The 19,150-nt window shown below is 67.9% G+C and carries 11 protein-coding genes, 1 tRNA gene and 1 pseudogene; 6 read left to right on the forward strand and 7 right to left on the reverse strand.

Going from position 1 to position 19,150, the window contains the following annotated elements; translation table 11 throughout:
• Positions 1–27: 27 nt before the first annotated feature.
• Complete coding sequence (locus ABZY12_RS07230; RefSeq protein WP_356888036.1) at positions 28–747, reverse strand: transketolase; 720 nt, start codon at positions 745–747, stop codon at positions 28–30.
• Positions 748–874: 127 nt separating this feature from the next.
• Between ABZY12_RS07230 and ABZY12_RS07235 the strand changes: the two genes are divergently transcribed.
• A tRNA-Pro gene (locus tag ABZY12_RS07235) sits at positions 875–951 on the forward strand.
• A gap of 29 nt (positions 952–980) precedes the next feature.
• Here the strand turns inward: ABZY12_RS07235 and ABZY12_RS07240 are convergent.
• From ABZY12_RS07240 to ABZY12_RS07255, 4 genes are all read right to left on the reverse strand, one after another.
• The gene (locus tag ABZY12_RS07240) at positions 981–2,381 is read right to left on the reverse strand and encodes a site-specific integrase (RefSeq protein ID WP_356888038.1); all 1,401 of its coding nucleotides are present in this window, start codon (positions 2,379–2,381) and stop codon (positions 981–983) included.
• 273 nt (positions 2,382–2,654) lie between these two features.
• Complete coding sequence (locus ABZY12_RS07245) at positions 2,655–4,031, reverse strand: hypothetical protein (RefSeq protein ID WP_356888040.1); 1,377 nt, start codon at positions 4,029–4,031, stop codon at positions 2,655–2,657.
• Positions 4,010–5,443 (reverse strand): hypothetical protein, encoded by a 1,434-nt coding sequence (locus tag ABZY12_RS07250; RefSeq protein ID WP_356888042.1) that lies wholly within the window; start codon positions 5,441–5,443, stop codon positions 4,010–4,012. The genes ABZY12_RS07245 and ABZY12_RS07250 overlap by 22 nt, the downstream gene beginning before the upstream one ends.
• Positions 5,392–5,793 carry a restriction endonuclease gene (locus tag ABZY12_RS07255; RefSeq protein WP_356888044.1) on the reverse strand — a complete coding sequence of 134 codons (402 nt, stop codon included), beginning with the start codon at positions 5,791–5,793 and terminating at the stop codon, positions 5,392–5,394. Before ABZY12_RS07255 ends, ABZY12_RS07250 begins: the two co-directional genes overlap by 52 nt.
• A gap of 1,024 nt (positions 5,794–6,817) precedes the next feature.
• Between ABZY12_RS07255 and ABZY12_RS07260 the strand changes: the two genes are divergently transcribed.
• From ABZY12_RS07260 to ABZY12_RS07275, 4 genes are all read left to right on the forward strand, one after another.
• Positions 6,818–8,314, forward strand: a complete 1,497-nt coding sequence (locus ABZY12_RS07260) for a hypothetical protein (RefSeq protein ID WP_356888046.1) — start codon at positions 6,818–6,820, stop codon at positions 8,312–8,314.
• A complete protein-coding gene (locus ABZY12_RS07265) occupies positions 8,311–9,126 on the forward strand; it encodes a hypothetical protein (protein ID WP_356888048.1) in 816 nt (271 codons plus the stop codon). Before ABZY12_RS07260 ends, ABZY12_RS07265 begins: the two co-directional genes overlap by 4 nt.
• Before the next feature lie 12 nt (positions 9,127–9,138).
• Complete coding sequence (locus ABZY12_RS07270; protein ID WP_356888050.1) at positions 9,139–13,605, forward strand: hypothetical protein; 4,467 nt, start codon at positions 9,139–9,141, stop codon at positions 13,603–13,605.
• 67 nt (positions 13,606–13,672) lie between these two features.
• Positions 13,673–14,701, forward strand: coding sequence for a Wadjet anti-phage system protein JetD domain-containing protein (locus tag ABZY12_RS07275; protein ID WP_356888052.1), 1,029 nt, complete (start codon positions 13,673–13,675; stop codon positions 14,699–14,701).
• A 922-nt stretch (positions 14,702–15,623) separates the two neighbouring features.
• Here ABZY12_RS07275 and ABZY12_RS07280 read toward each other — a convergent pair.
• Together ABZY12_RS07280 and ABZY12_RS07285 are read right to left on the reverse strand one after the other, a co-directional pair.
• The gene (locus ABZY12_RS07280) at positions 15,624–15,920 is read right to left on the reverse strand and encodes a tyrosine-type recombinase/integrase (RefSeq protein WP_356888145.1); all 297 of its coding nucleotides are present in this window, start codon (positions 15,918–15,920) and stop codon (positions 15,624–15,626) included.
• A 324-nt stretch (positions 15,921–16,244) separates the two neighbouring features.
• Positions 16,245–17,347 (reverse strand): annotated as a pseudogene (locus ABZY12_RS07285) (serine hydrolase domain-containing protein).
• 212 nt (positions 17,348–17,559) lie between these two features.
• Here ABZY12_RS07285 and ABZY12_RS07290 point away from each other — a divergent pair.
• Complete coding sequence (locus ABZY12_RS07290; protein ID WP_356888054.1) at positions 17,560–19,002, forward strand: serine/threonine-protein kinase; 1,443 nt, start codon at positions 17,560–17,562, stop codon at positions 19,000–19,002.
• The last annotated feature ends 148 nt before the right edge of the window (positions 19,003–19,150 follow it).

Here is a 19,150-nt window from a genome sequence, read left to right on the forward strand (position 1 = left end):
GCCGACCGGCTGCCCGGTCGGGCCTGGTCAGGGGGTCTTCGGCTCGACGCGGGCGACGACCGCGCGCGGCCGCCCCGGGTGCGGCGCGGTGAAGGCGGCGTACAGCGCCTCGTGATCGCGTCCGTCGACGGTCTCGGCGGACCACCCCGCCGCCTCGAAGCGCGAGGCGATCCCGCCGGGCCAGCCGTGGGTGGCGGAAGCGTTGTCGATCACCAGCGTGTGCAACTGCTCCAGGCCGGCGGGCCCGGCGTAGGCGATGGCCTCGTGATTGCTGCCCTCGTCCAGCTCGGCGTCCCCGATCAGCACCCAGACCCGCGGCTCGACCAGCCCCTGCGCCCGCAGCCCGAGCACACTGCCCACGGCCAGCGGCAGCCCGTGCCCCAGCGACCCGCTCCCGATCTCGGCTCCGGGCACGAGCGTCCGGTCGGGGTGGTGCCCGAGCGGGGAGTCGTAGGAGCCGAAGCCGGTGAGCAGCTCCTCGGGGAAGAACCCCTTGGCGGCGAGGACGGCGTAGTACGCCATCGGTCCGTGCCCCTTGGACAGCAGGAACCGGTCCCGCCCGACCTGGTCGACGGTCTCGGGCGACACCCGTAGCACCCGGTCGTAGAGCACCCAGAGGGCGTCGAGCGTGGAGGTGGCGGCGGGGGAGTGCTTCTCGTCGCCGGTCATGAGCCCCATGAGTCGCATGAGGCGGCCGAGGTCGGCGCGGTGATCGCGGGGGGTGAGCGTCTCTGCCGTGTTCGTCATGCCTCACAGCGTTCAACCTCAAGCAAGCTTGAGGTCAAGCCCGTAAAGGGGTTCGTGACCACCGGGCGAAGTGCGGTATTGTTCTCATGCGCGTTCGGCCGGGGGAAACCCCAGGTCAGACGGGCATCGGGACGTGGCGCAGCTTGGTAGCGCACTTGACTGGGGGTCAAGGGGTCGCAGGTTCAAATCCTGTCGTCCCGACCATGCGGAAACGCAGGTCGGAGGCCGTTCTCTCATCCATGAGAGGGCGGCCTTTCGTGCGTTCGGGGGCATGGTGGTCGCAGTGTGGTCGCAGGCCTGAGCCGGGGTTGATTGGCTGCAGCGCTGGTGGCGGGCGGTGCGGGGGAGCGGAGCCTGCCGAGGGCTTCGCGGAGGCGGTGGAGGTGGTCGCGCGGTGGTCGCAGCCACGCGGGCCGGTCCGAACGGCCGGCCGTCTGCTCGGCTCCGCTGAGAACATGGTCGATGGTGTCGACGGCTTGGCGGGCTGCTTGTTGAGTGAGGTGGCTGTAGAGGTTCGCGGTCGTCGACAGGGTGGAGTGCCGCAGCGTCTTGGAGACCACGGTGAGCGGGACGCCGGCGGTGATGGTGATGGTGGCGGCGAGGTGCCGCAGGTCGTGGACCGTGACCCGGGGGACGCCGGCTTCCTCGGACAGCCGGTAGAGCCTGTCGAGCACCAGATGCGGCCCGAGCGGACGGCCGTCGGGCCGGCAGAAGACCAACCCCGCGAACGGATCGCGCGGGTCGCCGCGAAGAGTTGGAGCGGATCGAGCCCGATGCCGCAGCGCGGTGGCGACCCGGGGCGAGATGGCGACCCAGCCTCTGCTCGACCGGGTCTTGGGCGTGGTGATGACCAGGCGGTTGTTGTCGACGGCGGAGAGCGTGCAGCGCACGTAGAGCACGCCTTGGCTGAGGTGGACGTCGTCCCAGTGCAGTCCGAGGGCCTCGCCCTTGCGCATGCCGGTGCCGATGAGGACCTCGAACAGGTCGGCCATCTCCGGGTCGGCCTGGTGGCAGTGGGTGAGGAAGCGGGCGGCCTCCTCCGCGGTCCAGATCTGCCGTTCCGGCGACGGCGGCCGGCGCAGGACGGGTGGAGAGGCTGGGTTGTGGGGGAGGCGGTGCTGGCGGACGGCGTCACCGAGCGCGCTGGAAAGGCTGGCCAGGCACCGATACAGGGTGGTACGGCCGCGGCCGGCGGCGAGCTGGCCGGTGACGAAGGCCGAGATATGCCGGTGCGCGAGCTGGTCGAGCTTGAGGGTGCCGAACGCAGGGACGAGATCGTTGCGGACGTAGTCGCGGTACCGGGCCATCGTCGTCGGCTTCAGCACCAGCGCCTTCGCAGCCAGCCACGCGTCCAGGTACGCGGCGACGGTCTGGTTCGGGTCCGCGTCGAACCCGCCGGCCTCGCCCTCGAGGAACCGCCGCAGTGCCTCCTCTGCCACGTCCTGGTCGGCGAAGCCGCCCCGGCGCACCGTCGTCCGACGGTGGCCCGGGGCGGGGACGTCGACGGCGAAGCCCCAGGTCCCGTGGGTGCTGTCGGCGAGCAGATGTGGACAGCGGGCACCGACCTGGTGACGGTGGGTGTCCCGGCAGCCACAGCGACGGTAGATACGGCCGCGGCCGGCGCTGGTACGCATGGCGATCGCCTCCACGAGGCGGAGAAGAGCCTGACACACTCAGCGTGCGACCACACGCGACCACCACGCCCGTCAGAGAGGTCGTGACCAGAGATTTTCCCTTCTCTGCGCGCCAAGGGATCCGCTCCCCCTGCTCTGCAGGTTGCACGGACCGATGTGGATGGCCGCTTCCACTGGGATGAGCAGGCTGACGAGAGGCGTCGCGAGCCACAGCCTCAGTTGCGGCTGCCTCCGAGTGACCACCTTCTGTATCGTTGCGCGGGACGAGGCACCTCAGGTGTTCGAGGTTTGATGGCGCAGAGCCGCTGCTGCGCGGACACTATGCCGTGCGTCCTGCCTAAGGATGTCCAGGACAGTACTCACCGCCCCTTGCGGCTGCCCCGGCGCGTCGGTGACTGCCTCCGCCAGTGTCCGCCGTACACGGTGGTTGCTGTCCCGGGCCAGTCGCAGCGCGAGTTCTTCGTGACGAACCAGGTGCTGGGCTGCCAAGACGGCGCTGGTCTGGCGGACGCCGACGTGCTGGTGTGTGGCGAGCAGGTTGATGTCGATGTTTTCCGTGACGTCGCCTCGGATGGCGCTGAGAGTCACGGCGGCTGCCTGCACGATTGACCTGTCGTCGCTGTGGAGGAGGTCCAGCGCTCGGTCACGTACCCATTGCCGCTCGTCCGGAGTGGTGGCCGTAACGGCAGCCAGGTGCAGGCCGTGGCCGCGCAAGGATCCGGACGCTCCGGTGATCTTGAATGAACTCAGTGGATGGGACGTTCCGGTCACCTCGTCGTCGAGGCGGCTGCCGTCGTGTTCACCGAGCACGAAGGGCTTGCTGACGTGGAAGGTCGCGTGTCGGGCGCCTTCCGGGAGATCGTCGACGAGGTTGCGGGCTCCGGTGAGTGCGTCCTGCCGGTTGTAGGCCGCTTCTCGTGGGTCTGCCGCGATCTCGAGGAGCTTGGTGAGGCACGTTTGCCGGTCCTCCGTATCGAGAGAGAGTGCCAGGAAGGAGTCTTCGACCATGCGCGAACCGAACTCGACGTGGTGAGGGTCGGGTTCCGGGCGCTGGAGGATGCGTTCGCTGGCTTGGGCCGCCGCGTCGTGGAGGGCGGGGTGGCCGGGGTCGAGTACGGCGAGGATGACGTCGGCCAGGTGATGCTGCCCGGCCAGGAGATCCCCTGCTCGGGCAGACAGTGTCGCGCGCTGCGCCTCAGTGAGAGGGCTTGGCGCGCCCGCAGGGTGGGCGCTCGTCTGACGGTGGGAGGTGGCTGCCAGTAGCCGGCCGACAGTGTCCTCGAGGATCAGGCTCGACGCCTTCTGCACTCCTTGGCTCACAAGGTCGAACAAGCGGTTGAGAGACGTGCTGGCCAGGCTCGGGTGGGTGGCTGCAATGGTGCCACAGGCGTTGGCGTGGTCGTCGTCGATGGGCTTGTGGTGACCCGGTGGGCGGGGGACTTCAGAGGCCAGGAGGTCGAGCAGGGTGGCGGCTTGTGCTCGTGTGCCGCGGGATGCGAGGGCGCAGGCGCTCTTCACCGCCTGGATGGTCAGGCTCTGCGTGCTGGGCTCGGTCAGCTCGCCGGCCATGCCTCTCGCGGCCAGACCGATCAGGTCGTCGAGAAGTCTGGCGGCTTCGTCGTCCGGAATCAGATCCGCCTGGGCTGCCACCAGCGCCGCTCGAGCGTGCAAAGTCCACCAAGGTCCTCGCTCAGGGAACCCACCGGCAGGCGGCTATCACCGGCCGCATCGGCGAGAACCACGAGCTCCTTTGTCCTGCCTGCCCGCTCGTAGTAGGAAGTGGCCAGCGATGCCTCTGTGTTGTTCGCGTACAGCCGTCCGAGGAGAGCGGACGCATCGGCTTCGTTTGCCCAGCTGCCCGTGATAACGCTGTCGGTGAGCCAGCACTGGGCCGAAAGCACCGCTTCGGTGGGCTGCTCTCGTACCAGGGAGGACATGGCTTGCTCCCGCGGTTCCCGCACGCGATCCAGAAGGCGTACACGGGTTGTCCCCGCCGCGCGCAGTGCCTGCGCCAGTCGGTGTTCCTCGTCGATCTGCTCGGTCAGCGGGCCGTAGCGTACGTTCACGGCGCGAATGGCGTAGAGCCAGTCGGCCGCCTCTTCGGTCAGTCCGGCGTGGATCGCGTCGGCGACGGCCTCCCGCCAGGTATCCGCCGCCTCATCGGCTCGGCCTTCGAGGCAAAGTCTTCGCGCTTCGCGAGACTTGATCAGCGCGGCGTGCCGTCGAGGGACGCTACCCCGCCGAGCGGCGCCGAGGAGAGAGCGCCGCTCGGCGGCGTCGTACTCGGCTCGTACGAGGTGCAGCCTCATGACGATGTCGTCACCTTGGTCGTCCTTGCTCTGTTGGCCGGCCTGGGTGATGGCGCTGTCGATGAGGAAGCGGTGTGTCTCTGGCTGATTGAGCCCCATGGCCATTCGGCGCTCGGTGAGGAGGAGGACGAGGAGAGGGAGGTAGGGGACGACGTGATTCCGCTCCGCGTGCAGGACGTCGGCGAGTGTGCCGTACGACGTGCCGAGGGGGTGGAGCACCGCGTCGACGGCTGCGCGAATGAGCCGTGCGTGCCGTCGAAGGCCGACCCCGCGCTCCGTCTCCGCCGACTCGTCGCCTCGGGCCAGGGTGTCCAGAAGCCGCGCCAGCCTTTTCGGCTCGCTCCGATCTCCGACGTGGAGTGCCGCGGCGGCCAGGGAGCCGGCGAGTTCCGCGACCTGATCACTCGCCCCGGCCTCTTGCAGTGCCTCCAACTGCCGTTGCCTCAGTACGGTCGCATGGCCTCGAAAGCCGGCTTCCTCCAGGCGTACCGCGATGTCACCGTACTTCTGTGCCGAACGCTCCGGTGCCGTGGCTCGCTCATCTTCGGCCGCGCGCAGTATCGGCCTTACGTCGCTGGTCATGAGCGGTCCGACGAGGATGCGGTCCGCCTGCTCCTGACGGTCGATCGTGGGTGCCGGTACACCCGCGAGCGGCGCTCCGGTGCAGAACGAGTCTGCCGTCTCCCGAGTCCAGAAGCGGGCTACGACGTCAGCCTGAGAGCGCAGGAACTCGTTGATCTGCTCGGCCCCCACAGATCCAGCTCCAGGTCTCGGTGCTCGTCCTGGAGCCTGGCGAGCTCATCGGCCAGCTGGGTGCGCTCGGTGCTGGCAGAGGTCGCGACGATCAGATGCCGTGCGCCGAACGGCCGGTCTCCGCTGGTGAACGTCCTGACGGCTGCCCGCAGCTGTCCGGCCGTGAACTCCTGATAGTCCTTGCACTGGACGACGACGAATTGCCCCTCCGGATCCCGGCCTGCCAGGTCGATGCCATGCTGTGCCTGCCCTTGGACCCCGTACCGCCGGAATCTGACCCCTCGGATGGCGAGCACCCGACCCGCCACCGCCAGCATCAGTTTCTCGAAGCGGTCCCAGCCGATCGCCAAATCGAGATCCTCACCCGGTGGCGTCATCCCCGGGCTGCCACCGCGGGGTGGAAGCCCCAGCTCGGGATCCCCCGAGACCGGCTGCCACCGGTCCACCGCGCCGGCGACGCGGAATCGGATGTCCCCGGCAGAGGGGGGCGGGGAAGTTCGGACTGATCCATACCCAAGATTGTCCCACCGAAGGCCGGACGTCCGGGATGGCAGGCGGCTGGGCGGTGGGGCCAGCACGGCACCTGCCGTATGGCACTGGAAGAGTATGGAAGCCCGACGGGAGCCGACGGCCTTCCAGGTGCGGGCGGAACCTCGTATAGACGTGTCGCCTCCTGCAACCAGGTGGGCTGCTGTCTTTGTCGCACAGTGCGAGAGAGCGTTTTCAAGGGGGGGAGACTGCGGAACCAGAGACCATGGCTGCTCTCGCAGCGATTCTCGGTGCATACTCAGGCATGCTCGGCGCTCCCGGTGCCGCGCGACTGAACGGCACCATGCATCGCCGCTCGCAACACGAGCGGGAGCACCGGCGCCGGGACGGGCGGCGGCAAGCGTATGCAGCCTTCGTGGAGGCTGCTGTGGACTATGCCAAGGCTATCGGAACGGTCCAGGCCGATGGCGGAGCCCGAGCCGACTACGCGGGGCCGGACGGGGAGGAGCTGTGTGAGTAAGTCGACGCGTTGCGACCGTCCATCAGCCAGGCGCTGGTGCTGGTTCTGGTGGAGGGGCCAGAGGAAGTGACGCACGCCGCCCACCAGGCGATGCGCGCGATCCCACGAGCCGGCCGCCGTACGTTCGTGTCGTCGCCTCACACTCCATGACTCTGATCTCACCCAGGAATGATTCAGCCAAAAAGTTCGGTTCTGCTCAGGAGCGTGACGCAGCGGTAGCCGGGCTCTTTCTGGAAAACCCGCAGTAGACGAGCCTATGCGGTGGCAAGCTACTCTCGGGTCATCGGGGACAGGTGTCCTTGCGATTCCCGCCATGCCTTGTGGATCACAGGACATCTACCGCTTTAAGCCTGTCTAGTGGCTCCATGCATGATCACGGCGGCGAACGGAGCGTATGGGCCGACGAAGGGCTCACGCGCAGGCTCAAGGCCCTGGCCTGCACAGCGCCCTTGCATGACCTCGACATTCGCAAGACGAAACTGCCATGGCTGGACGGCTCTCAGTACCAGATGGCCGAGGTGGCTCTGCAGATCATCGATCACGTGGCCATCGCGATGGACTACGACACAGGGGCGAACCACGAACAGGTCTTGCTCAGGGCCGGGGGTTTCGTCGGCTGGCAGGCGCCTGACCGCCCCGTCGACGAGCACAAACGCGTCGCCGGATGGGTGCTGGACTCCCTGATCAACGTACGGGATACCGACAGGGGCTTCCGCCGCTTTTACGGAGAGGTGGACGGCGCGGGCGCGTACGCGCTGAGGCAGTGGGATTTCAAGCTGATCGAAGAGCGTTCGGACAGCAACGGAGACCTGTATCTGCGTGCTTCCAACGAGGCGTTGAATGTTCTGGTTGGCGCGTTGGACACGGATGTGGAATCAGCTCAGATCGCCGCCGAGGTGAGGTTGCGCAACCTCATCGGCAGGGGGCGGCTGGCCGACGCTAAGGCCGTGGCCGAGCAGGCCCGTATTCGCACCATTCAGTACGCGGAGATCATCCGAGCCCAACTCGACGCCACGAGCCGGAATGTGACGACAGTCGACTGGGCCGACGAGGTTCCGGACCTTCTCAACGAGGCTCTTGACCACGTCGACCACCGGCTCCAGGAAGAATCTGCGATCGCCCGGTCCGTCTCCATCACGCGTGACCAGTCCGAGGATCCGGTTCACAGGAGACAAGCCGCCGACCTGGTCGACATCGTGGAGGACTGCATTCGCCGGCACACCCGGCTGCAGATCCGTTTGCGCGGAGCTCGCACGCTCTTCTTGGAGGAACAGGACCGCCAGCAGTTTTCGGGCACCGTCCTCAGGGCTTCGGTGGACGTGTATGGCGACCTCCTTCAGCCGGTGCTCGGACTCACACTGGCCGATGCCTTCCAGCCGGTGCGCTCCTTCTATGAGCAATCCATGGGGCCGACGGCGGATGACCAGCTCTGCCTGGCCGCGCTGGTTCCTGCGTTGCTCACGCCGTCACTCGAACGAGCCCGGTTCACGGGCGAGGAGGAGGAGCCGGAGCTCGTTCCGGTCGTGGAAGTGCGCGGCTACACCGACGAACAGCAGCGCCTGGCAGAGTCCTTGCTCTATCTGGCGGACCAAGCGCGCCCGTTGTCAGAGCTGCTGGAGGAGGCCGCCGCGCTCGATCCCGAACTCCCGGACGTAGTCGCCTTGTTGGCGTTGCGGGCTTTCAGTCCGCAGTTGGGGGCGGCGTTGAGCGAGGGAGTCGACCGCGTCCTGCTAGCCGTATCGGCAGGGGTCCCCTTGGAGAGCCAAGGGTACGAGGGGGACGACTTGTTGCTGACGTCTGCGGCATTCGACCGTGCGGCTTTGGACGCCGACCGCCTGGAGAGGAACAGCGGGCAATCATGACCATCGAGACCATGGCCGAGGAAGCGGAGGCCGCGGGCAGACTCATCGGCTACGGCTTCAGGCCCAAGATCCGACCCGCGCGCGACAGTGCCTATGCCTCACTTGTGAAGCGCTATGCCGAGGATCCCGACTTCGAGACGCTCGTCACCCGGTGCGCGGCGGGGATGGGGCTGAGGATCATAGCGGTCACCACACGGGCCGGCATGGTGCACACCGCGCTGCCGGGGTCGGCCTTCGAGACTCGGCTGGATCAGTACGCCCGGCACGTGCGGATGCGGGAGAGTCGGGAGGCCGAGCGCATCCTGTACGGCATCACGCACCTGGCTGTCGCGGCCCTGGCCTTCCCCCGGCCCGAGGATTTGGCCGATGACGGCTACCAGGGCAAGGTCCGGGTGTCGTCCATCGACCGGCTCGTGCGATCGGTGTGCCGAGTGCTGGCGGAACGCGTCGCCGAAGGCGAGGAGTCGCAGGATCCACTGGCTCAAGCTCCGGAACTGGAGAGGGCTTGGCGGGCCTACGAGCGCCGCCCCGAGGTCGCCCCCACCAAGGGGGGACGATCAGGGGCATCGGCCACTCGCAGCCTTATTGGCCGGGCTCTCACACACCTCGTCGACCGCGGAATGTTCCATCAGGGCAGAGCCGATTCCGAGAACGGGGAGAAGGTCTTCGTCGCCACCCACCGCTATCAGGTCCATGTGCGCGAACTGGCCAGCACACGTGCCTATGAGGAACTGACCGAACTCGGGGTGCTGCCTCCCATTGCTGGGACCGGGACGCTCCGCACCCATCGCGCCGAGACGCTGTACGACTAGGAGAACCGCGCCATGTACGAGCTATCCCGTGTCCGGCTGAGAACCGTCGGACCGGCCGGTGCCCGCTTCCACGACGTCACCCTGGACCTCAGCGGCGCGGGACGCCCGGTGGGTGCCGAGCAGGAAGCCCTCTTCGACTCTAGTGCCACGACCTGCCGGCCTTCGCCCGCCAGCCTGGTCCTGCTGGAGAACGGGGGCGGCAAGTCCGTTCTTCTCAAGCTCGTCTTCTCCGTCGTCCTTCCCGGGCGTCGTCACACCGTGGGAACGACCAACACGCGCGTGCTGGAGAAGTTCGTCATGCCCAAGGACGTGTCCCACATCGTTCTGGAGTGGATGAACCCGCTCACCGGTGATCTGCTGCTCACCGGCAAGGTGCTGGCTTGGCGTAAGCAGGTCGCCTCCGAAGTCTCGGACAACCTGCGTGAACGCTGGTACTGTCTGCGGCCCAGTGACGAGATCAACCTTCGAACCCTCCCGATGGCCGTTGGTACGAAGTCGTGCACGTTGGACGCATACCGGGACGAGCTCCAGGAGGCGTACGCGGCCGACCAGAGCGTGGACCTGTACTGGACACGGCATCAGGGCGACTGGACGAATCGGCTGCAGCTGCTTGGCATCGACCCCGAACTCTTCCGATACCAGCGGGAGATGAACGTCGACGAAGGCGAAGCGGCGAACTGGCTCAAGCTCGATTCGGACGTGAAGTTCGTCGACTTCCTGCTGCGGGCGATCGTCAGGTCCGAGGAAATGGACGACCTGGCGGCGCTGGTCACCGAACACGTGGAGCGGCTCGCGGGTCGTGGGTTGCTTCTCACCGAGAGGGAGTTCGTCGCCGGCGCGCTCGATCTCCTGGGCCCGATCGTGGAACTGGCCGAGGCGGCCCGGTTATCGCGGCGCCGAGCGGAGCAGGCTGCCCGTGACCTCGCGGAGCTGGGCGGACGGCTTCGGGTGCGCGCCCGTAAAGAGCAGGACGTGGTGCTCGGGCAGCGAGCAAAGGTTGTCAAGTCGCAAGAGGAACTCGATGAGCTGACATACGCCGCGGACCAGGCCGGGGCGATCGTAGCCGAACTGCGACGCCACCTGGCCGACTTGAAGCACAAGAGGGCCCAGCGGGAGCTGACGGCGAGCGAGAAGGGACTGTCCCACGCGCAAGCTCTCGTCGCCGCGTGGCGAGAGACCTCGACCGTGCATGAGTACGGCGACAGTATCGCCCAGGTCAAGGCGCTGACCGCTCTCATCGGCGCCAAGGAGGAGAAGGCGCGCCCGGCACTGGAAGAGCGCGACGCTGCGGCTCGTCGCCTTGCGCGCAGCCTATGGGCGACGGCTGACGAGGCTGCCCAAACTTCCTCCGACGAGCTGGAGCGGGTGGCAGCGGGGGAAAAGGAGAAGAGCGCGGCACAAGAGCGTGCTCGTGCGGCGCACCGGGAGGCCGTGAAGGCCGAACACGAGGCGGCCCAGTTCACCCAGTGGATCACACGTCTGCGCGGGGACATCGAGGCAGCCGTCGCCGAAGGTCTGCTGCATGACGCCGCCGCATTGCCCCGGACCGTGGAGACCATTCAGGAAGGACGCGACAAGGCAGCCCAGCGCGTCACGGACCTGGAACGAGAATGGGTGGACCTCGCAGATCGAGAGGCCCTCGCGCAGGACGAGTTGCGGAAGGCTGAGGCGGAGGAAGGAGGCCTGCGGGGGCGTCGTGACCACCTCACCGCCCGTCTGGACGAGGTCCGCACACAAACAGCGCGCTTCGAGGCGAACCCCCGGCTCGCCGCGCTTCTCGACGTACCGCACATCGCCCTCGACCGAGACGTCACCGCGCTTCTGGATGCGTTGAGCATCGCACGCGGTGAGGCCGAACGAGAACTGACCGAGCTCAAAGTCGCCGAGTCCATCGACGAACAAGCACGCCTCGCTCTGGCCGCAGGCGACCTCCTGCCGCCTGCCCAAGTGGTCTCCGACGCCGTCAAGGCCCTAGAGGATGCACAAGTGGTCGCGGTTCCGGGATGGCGTTACCTCTCGTCCATCCCCGATGCCGACCGGCGACGAGACATCGTGGAGCGACTGCCGCACCTGGCCGCGGGTATCCTCCTCCACGATCCTGACGACATCGACCGGGCCCAGGAAGTACTCACGGCACTGCGTCCCCAACCGACCGTCTTCGTGCCAGTTGCGACAACCAAGACCTTCACCGACCCCGAGGCGGAACTGAAAGACGGAGTCGAGGCAGTGATCCCGCCTCACCCCGCCCTGTACGACGTGGACGCTGCGGCCGCCGAGCACGAGGCGATCGACGCTCGGCACGCCGCACGCCGCGCCCGGGCCGAGGAGCTGGCCACTCGCAACGAGCAGGACGGAGGCCTGACCTACGCCCTCACGGATTGGCGGATGCGCTATCCGGAAGGAAGCATCACCGCACTCACCGAAGAACACGCGGGTCTGGTGCGGGAGCACACAGCCGCCGAATCGAAGGTGGTCGAACGCCAGGAAGTGCTCCAGACGCTCCAGGCACGGCGGCAGAAGATCAAGGAGGAGCTCCCGCCCCAGCGGGAGGCTCGGGACTCGCTCACCAAACGGCTGGAGCGTCTCAAGGAACTCGCCGAACGGCACGGCCACCTGGCGGAATGGACAGAGCAAGCCTCAGTCGCGAAGGAGAGAATGCGGGAGCGCCAGGAAGCCGCCGGGAAAGCAGAGGATGAGGCCACCGAGCTGCAGAAGCTCGTCACGGACCATCAACGCAGAGCAGACGAACACCGACGCACCGTGCGTATCGTGAACGACGAACGGGCCAAGCTACCCGGTAGCGAGGACGTCCGCCGCTCCGATCCTGTTCCCGAACTTTCCACAGCCTTGCTGCGGAGCGCGTACGAACAAGCCGCAGCGCGATACCTGCGCGTTCAGGTAGGGAGTGACTTGCTCGAGGAGCGCGAGCGGGCCAACGAACGTGCTGCCAAAGCGAAAGGTGCCTACTTCGGGCTCTCCGAGGGAATCCGCGACAAGGCGGCCGTGCTGCTGAAGAGCCCCGAGGGTTCCGACGAAGCCGCACGAGCGACGGCTCTGGAGGGCGCAGTCCAGGCCGAGCAGGAAGCCGATATCGGGGCACGGAAAGCAGCATTGGCCGCGTCCCGCTGTGCGGACGAACTGACTGCTGCGACGGATCGCGTGACGACTCGAGTACTGCTTCCCAGGTACCCGGCCGATATCGAGTCCTGTATCGAAGCCGTCGATGAAGCCGGCCGACAGCAGACGTCGAGCGCTCGCAAGGTGACGGACCAACAGGAACTGCATACGCGGCTCGGACGCCAACTGGAGGATGTCGAGGCGTCGGCGAAGGTCTTCCAGTTCATAGTTGACGGTCTCGCCACAGATCGGCCCGAGGGCGACAGTAACACCGTCGACACCGTGCCCTACGAAGGGGACGCGGACACCGCTCAGGACCTCGTCACCCGGCTGACCAAGGAACGTACGACCCGGGAAACCAACGCCCGCACCGACGAGCAGACCCTGCGCGCGGCTACGGAGAAGCTCACGCACCACGCTGCTGCCCAGGAGTTCAAAGACCTGCACGTCCGCGTGCAGACACAGATCCGTATCGCGGGTTGGGAAACGGTGGCGGCCCGCGCCACAGAGTGGTCCGACGCCCTTCGGCCGCGCCTGCGCGCCTTGAACGAGGAGATCGACCAGACAGAGCGACACCGCACACTGATCATGCGAAACCTCAAAGTCCAGGTCGACAAGGCATTGGCCTCGTTGCGTCAGGCGCAGCGGATGTCACGGCTGCCAGCGAGCCTGGACGACTGGGCCGCTCAGGAGTTCCTCCGCTTCCGTTTCACCCCGGCACAGGACGAAATCGCGCACCTGCGCATCGGCGAGGTCATCGACGAGGCGGCGAAGGGACATACCACAGATGGGCGGACGGTGCGGAGGGATGGCATGTCGCTGCTGCTCGCCGGGGTGAGGGCAGCGGTCCCCAAGGGGTTTCGGATCGACATGCTCAAGCCTGACGCCGTGCTGCGCAACGAGCGCATCAGAGTTTCCGAGATCAAGGACGTCTTCTCCGGCGGGCAGCACCTGACCGCGGCCATCCTCCTGTACTGCACCATGGCAGCCCTACGGGCAAGCAACCGGGGCAGGGAGAAGGACACGCACTCCGGTGTCCTGTTCCTCGACAACCCGATCGGCCGGGCCAACGCGGACTATCTGCTCGCCCTCCAACGTAAGGTCGCCGAGGCATTGGGCGTGCAACTCATCTACACCACAGGGTTGTCCGACGACGGCACGCTGAAACGCTTCCCTCTCATCCTGAGATTGCGCAACGACGCCGATCTGCGGGCGGGGCGCAAGTACCTCACCGTGACCGACCGGATCCAGGAGGCGCTCGACGCATTGGCCGAGCCGGATGGCACAGGCAACGTCACCGCCACCAGAATCTTCAAGCGAGAGACGGAAGATGGACAGTCCCGTGAAGCACAGGCAGAGTGAGTTCATCCGTCACCTGAGAGCTGGTGCGACCGAGGCGGGCTGGAACGGCGCACGCAGGACGCGCGTCGTGCTGGACGACATCTGGACGGCATTCCGAAAGGTGAACAACCGTAACCCGGACGGAGAATACGAACCCCTGCTCATGTCCAGGTTGTTGGACGAACTCGAAGAGCACGGCCTTATCGAGCAGATGAAGCAACGTACCCGGGACAAAGTGTCCCTGCCTCTCAAGATCTGGCTCTGTGCCACCGCTCCACCCCGACCTGCCGTACCGCCCATGCCGCACTGGCACCCTGACCTCTACCGGCTCGCCCGGGAGTGGCCGACGGCGACTTCGAAGCAGCGCTCCGCATACGTGGCCGTCAATCAGTGGCTGATGAGCGATCCGGACCTGTTCCCTGTGCCGCTCCGGGAACGGGCTCTGGAGATCTTCGGAACATACGGAAGCGAATCAGATTTCCCCATGCCGGAAAAGACGTTCGACACCCTGCGCTCGGGGCCGATCTTCGGCGACCCCGATCGGCTGCATGCGACTCTGCGTACGTTCACGACGCACCCGCCGCTGCTCACAGAGACGTTTCTGACCGAAGTCGGGGACGGCTACTATCAGCGTGTCGGCTCGGGAGACATCCTGCTCGTGGTCGAGAACTCGGCCACGTGGTGGTCTCTCGTTCACTCCCTCCCCGACAACCACCGGCTGGGGTACGTCGCCTGGGGACTCGGTGGCACATTCCGCGCATCGGTCAACACGCTCGCGGCCAAGCATCGCATCGCGGAGATTCGCTACTTCGGCGACCTTGATCTCAGCGGGATCCGCATCCCGCACGCGGCATCCAAGACAGCCAGCGATCGAGGGCTTCCAGCCGTCCAACCCACTGAACGCCTTTACGGCGCGCTGCTGGAAATCGGACGCGACCGCGGCGCGAAGGAGAAGGGTATCGACGTAGGGGAGGCTTGTGCTCTGGCCGAGTGGATGCCCACGGCGTACCGTGCGAAGGCGGCTGGCCTCCTGGCTGCAGGCCGGCGCTTGGCGCAGGAGTGGGTCGGCTACCGGTACTTGACCCGCAACACGGCTTGGCACGCCGATCTCGTTTGACTCGGTCGGGCGCACAGGCATACGAAGCCTGTGCAGGGTGATCGGTGCATCGCAGACCGTGCGGCATCGTGGAGGGCGCCGCTCAGAGAATGGTCCGGCAAGCAGGGCAGGGCCGGATTCCTGCGTAACGCCGATCTCGCCCACGCCATGGACCGGCTCGCCCAAGCCCGCTTCCACCATGGACTTGTCGGCGATGCCGCCATCGCCGCGCGCGAGGCGCTGAAGATCTACGACCGGCTCATCAAGAACGGGCGCGTCGGCCTGGCCGCCGAAGCCTCCGGAACCCGGTGCTGCTTGGGCAGTGCCTGCTCAGGGTCGGCGACTCGCCCCGCCGCAGAGGCGCTGGCGACGGCTCTGAGGGCATACGAGTCCATGTCCGACCGGGATCTGGACCTCAGCATGCCTGGGCGCCACCGTACTTCCCGGATGGGAGTGTCTTGTTCAGGACAGTCCCGACTCTCCAGGAGCTGATCGGTCCGGAACCGGGGGCCCGGCATCACACCGGCAGCGCCGTCAGCGGTGCCTGCGCCAGTTGTTGGTTGTCCGCCGGTCGACCGGGGCTCGGGCAACCCCCGATGCCTTCGTAGGCGGTTGGAGGGATTGCGATCCCGGGGCGGCTTGAGGTGCTCGTTCAGGACCTCGGTTGGACAATGGGAAGAGGTCTCCTGGGGACCAGTTGGGGACCACACGCTGCGTGCGGTGGTGCACGACGCATGCTTCCGTGCACAACTTGCGCCCGGATTAAGTCTGCTATATCCAGAAAATACCCCTGACCCACACATCTGGGGGTCAAGGGGTCGCAGGTTCAAATCCTGTCGTCCCGACTCGAAAGAGTCGCAGGTCAGGGGCCGTTTCAGAGCAATCTGAAACGGCCCCTTGATCGTTTCTGGGGACCACTTGGGGACCAGGCCGGTCCGAGTGGTCAAATGACGTCCATTGCCGTGACTGGCAGCGAACGGGGTGCACGGAGCACCATGAGGTGCGCAGACAGCGCGGCACCAGCTGCGGTGACCTGGCCGGCGTCGGGGCGCAGGTAGCGCTGAGTGGTGGTCAGCGAGCCGTGCCCGGCGATCTTGCGCAGGACGTGAAGAGGGACCCCGGCGTCCGCGAACCACGTCAGCCCGGTGTGGCGCAGGTCGTGCCGTCCAAGGTGCTCGAAGCCGAGCTCGGTGACGACGTCGTCCCAGTGGGTCGCGTCGCGCAGGACAGCGGTTGAGATGCGTCCGCCGCGAGGATCGAAGCAGACGGGGCGTCCGGGCTGTCACCGACCGCGAGCAGGCGCGGGGCACCATCGGCCGGACTTCTTCGATGAGGGGCACCTTGCGGGCGCGCTTGCCCTTGGTGGCCTTGTCGACAAGGCCACCGCGGGCGGGGGTGGTCTGCCGGCGGACGGTCCAGATCCAGTTGTCGGTGTCGATGTCCCGGACACGGACCCCTGAAACCTCACCGATGCGCGCTGCTGTAGAGGCGGCGAAGGTGACCACATCGCCCCAGCCCTGGTACTGGCCGTGCGAGCGGGCGACCAGGGACTTGGCAAGACTAGTCACCCTTCTGTAGCTGTCCCGGACCTTCGGTCAGGGACAGCTACAGAAGGTTGGTCCGCGATGGAGAAGACCAGTTCGCGGAACCTGCCCCGTACGGCGGTGAGCGGTTCGCAGTCGCGAGTGAAGAACAGTTTGTCGGTGAGGAGTGCTGCCCAGCGTTGCTGCTCAGGACTGATCCACATGCCGGTGCCGGTGAAGCCGTAATGGACCCAGATGTCCTCACGCAATTCGGTGCCGGGAGCGGGGTGCCAGAAGAGGCCCCGACCGGGGGTGGGTTCGCCGGTGCGGATGCGGAGGGAGTCGGCGATCCAGGACTGGCCGAAGGTGGCCTGCGTCGGGGTGAGCGTGTGGCGGAGGAAGCGGGTGAGGTCGGCGAGGGCGGAGAAGGTGCCGGCGATGCCGCAGGTGCCGCCGAGGAGGCGGGCTGAGAAGTCATGGGCGGTGCCCTTGAGGTGGGTGCCGGTCTCCTCGTCGAGTTCAGTGGGGGCGCAGTGGGTGACTTCGTCCGCGGGGAGGGGGCCGAAGCGGGTCTCGGCCATGCCGAGGGGTTCCTAGATCCTGTCTTGTGCCAGGTGGTCGAGGGGTGGGCCGGCGAGGTATTCGGCCAGGTAGCCGAGGATGAGGGCGGCTCGGTCGGTGTACTCGACGGCTTCGCTGGGGGCGCGGTGGAGGGCCTCGTGGAGGACGCCGTCGCGGATGTCCTGAGGGTCGGTGCCTACAGGTTCCTGAGGTTGGCTCGCAGAGGTAGGCCGGCGGTGTGGGTCAGGAGCTCGTGGGTGGTGACCTGGGCGAGCGGGTGACCGGTGGCCTCGGGCCAGAAGGTGCCGACCGGGGTGAGGAGCTGGAGCTTGCCCTCGTCGACGAGGGTGCCGATGACGGCCCATACGGCGACGATCTTGGTGAGGCTGGCGATGTCGAAGACGGTGTGGGGTCGCATCGGCACGTCGGGATGGGCCGGGTCGAGGAGACCGACTGCCCCGCTCGCCGTCGTGCCCGCGGCGTCGCCGACGGCCCAGACAGCTCCCGGGTAGACCCGGTCGCGGACGCGGTCCTCGAGGAGCTGCTCAATGCGCGGGATGTCGAGCCCTCCGGCACGCGCCACCGCGGCTCCGGTCGAGTGCGCATGACTCCATCATGCCGAAACGACGCCTGACCCCCTTCCGCGAGGCCGTGTGCGGGACGGGGGATGGCCGGCGGCTGAGGGGGCACACGGTGCACAGGTGCTCGCACCCACGCGGCCGGGTACGCCATCGGCAGCGCACACGTGGGCGGGCGGACGACGGCAGGTGACGACAGGACGCAGGGAGCGCAGTGATGAAAGTCCGCTCGTGGCCGATCCGACCGGACCTCCGGCTCACCGCCCACACGGTGGCCGGCCGCTACCGACTCGACGACCTGCTGGGTCGCGGTGGTGCCGCCGATGTGTACGAGGGCATGGACCTGCGCCTGCGGCGGCCGGTCGCCGTGAAGGTCTTCCGCCCGGACGGTGCCGCCGACACGGAGGAACGGTTCGACGGGGAGGGCCGACTGCTGGCCCAGCTGCAGCACCCCGGCCTGATCACCGTGTACGACTGCGGCCGGGACGACGGAACGCCCTACCTGGTGATGGAGCTGGTCAGGGGCACGACGCTGCGCCGGCGGATCGCGGCGGCCGCCCTGGCGCCCGCCGAGGCGTGCCGGATCGGAGCCGCCCTGGCCTCGGCGCTGGCCCATGTGCACCGGGCCGGAGTCGTCCACCGCGACGTCAAGCCCGCCAACATCCTGCTGGACGAGGCGGGCGCCCCCCGCCTGACGGACTTCGGCATCTCCCGGCTGCTCGGCACCACGGCCCAGACCGTGACGGGAGCCCTGGTGGGCACCGCCGCGTACATGGCCCCGGAGCAGGTGCTGGGCCGGGGCGCCGGGCCGGCAGCGGACATCTACAGCCTGGGCCTGGTGCTCATCGAGTCGATCAAGGGTGAACTGGAGTACGGCGGGGCGCCGCTGGAGGCTGCGATCGCCCGCCTGCACCGTTCCCCGGCCATTCCTCCGGACATACCGGCGGCGGTCGTGGAACTGCTGGAAGCCATGACCGACGCGGACGAGAGCCGCCGGCCGGACGCCCGGACCTGTGGGCGCGCCCTGGCCGCCATGGCATCGGAGGATCTCGCGGGAACGGCCGACGCGCCCGCGGGATCCTCCGTGTTCGCGGCTCCGCCCATGAGCGGCGAGGACGGCGACGGCGAGCGGAATCCCGACACGCTGAGGTCGCACGGGGCGGGCGCGGCGGTGGGGGGCGCCGGCGTCGAGGCCGGCGTATCCGCACCCGGCGGGCCGGTACACGCACGATCCTCTTCCGACCGGCCCGGCGTGAGGCGGGCCAGTCGGCTCCTGGTGACCGCCGGCGCGGCACTGACCGTCCTCGGCGTCGGACTGGCCGGTTCGGTGGGCGGGCCGTCCGCCGAGGCGGAGAACGCCGAGTCCGTTCCGTCTCGCCCTGCCGCGACCGAGCCTGCCTCCCCGACCGCCTCGCCCGCTCCACCGGCCGGAGCCGCCGCCGTATCCGCGTCCGCGCCGCGTTCCCCCTCGTACACCGGGGACCGGCGGCCCGCCGGCTCCGAGGGCGCGGCGGCCGACAGCGGTACGCCGTCGGCTCCCGGCGTCTCGGAACGGCAGCGCGGCCGTGCGCGCGGCGGGGCGCCGGCCGGGCCGTCCCCCGAGAAGGGCGAGGCGCGGCAGGGCAAGCCGAAGCCGGCCAAGGGCAGGCACGCGCGGTGACACCACCGCGGCTCCCGGCATTCACGTCGCCTGACGGAGCACCAGACAGTCGACTCGCCGGCTACCGGCCCGGGGCGGTGGCGGCCGGGTGGCGGCAGGCCCTGAAGGTAGCGGTGGTGTCATGACGACCGGTGTACCCCCGAGGGGC

Origin of the sequence: Streptomyces sp. NPDC006551 (assembly GCF_040611675.1) — a bacterium.
GTDB lineage: Bacteria > Actinomycetota > Actinomycetes > Streptomycetales > Streptomycetaceae > Streptomyces.

What these genes read in the sequence shown, in the direction of transcription:
- ABZY12_RS07230 (WP_356888036.1), bottom strand. Translation starts at nt 747, where the DNA reads ATGACGAACACGGCAGAGACGCTCACCCCCCGCGATCACCGCGCCGAC.
- ABZY12_RS07240 (WP_356888038.1), bottom strand. Translation starts at nt 2,381, where the DNA reads ATGCGTACCAGCGCCGGCCGCGGCCGTATCTACCGTCGCTGTGGCTGC.
- ABZY12_RS07290 (WP_356888054.1), top strand. Translation starts at nt 17,560, where the DNA reads ATGAAAGTCCGCTCGTGGCCGATCCGACCGGACCTCCGGCTCACCGCC.
- ABZY12_RS07265 (WP_356888048.1), top strand. Translation starts at nt 8,311, where the DNA reads ATGACCATCGAGACCATGGCCGAGGAAGCGGAGGCCGCGGGCAGACTC.
- ABZY12_RS07270 (WP_356888050.1), top strand. Translation starts at nt 9,139, where the DNA reads ATGTACGAGCTATCCCGTGTCCGGCTGAGAACCGTCGGACCGGCCGGT.
- ABZY12_RS07260 (WP_356888046.1), top strand. Translation starts at nt 6,818, where the DNA reads ATGCATGATCACGGCGGCGAACGGAGCGTATGGGCCGACGAAGGGCTC.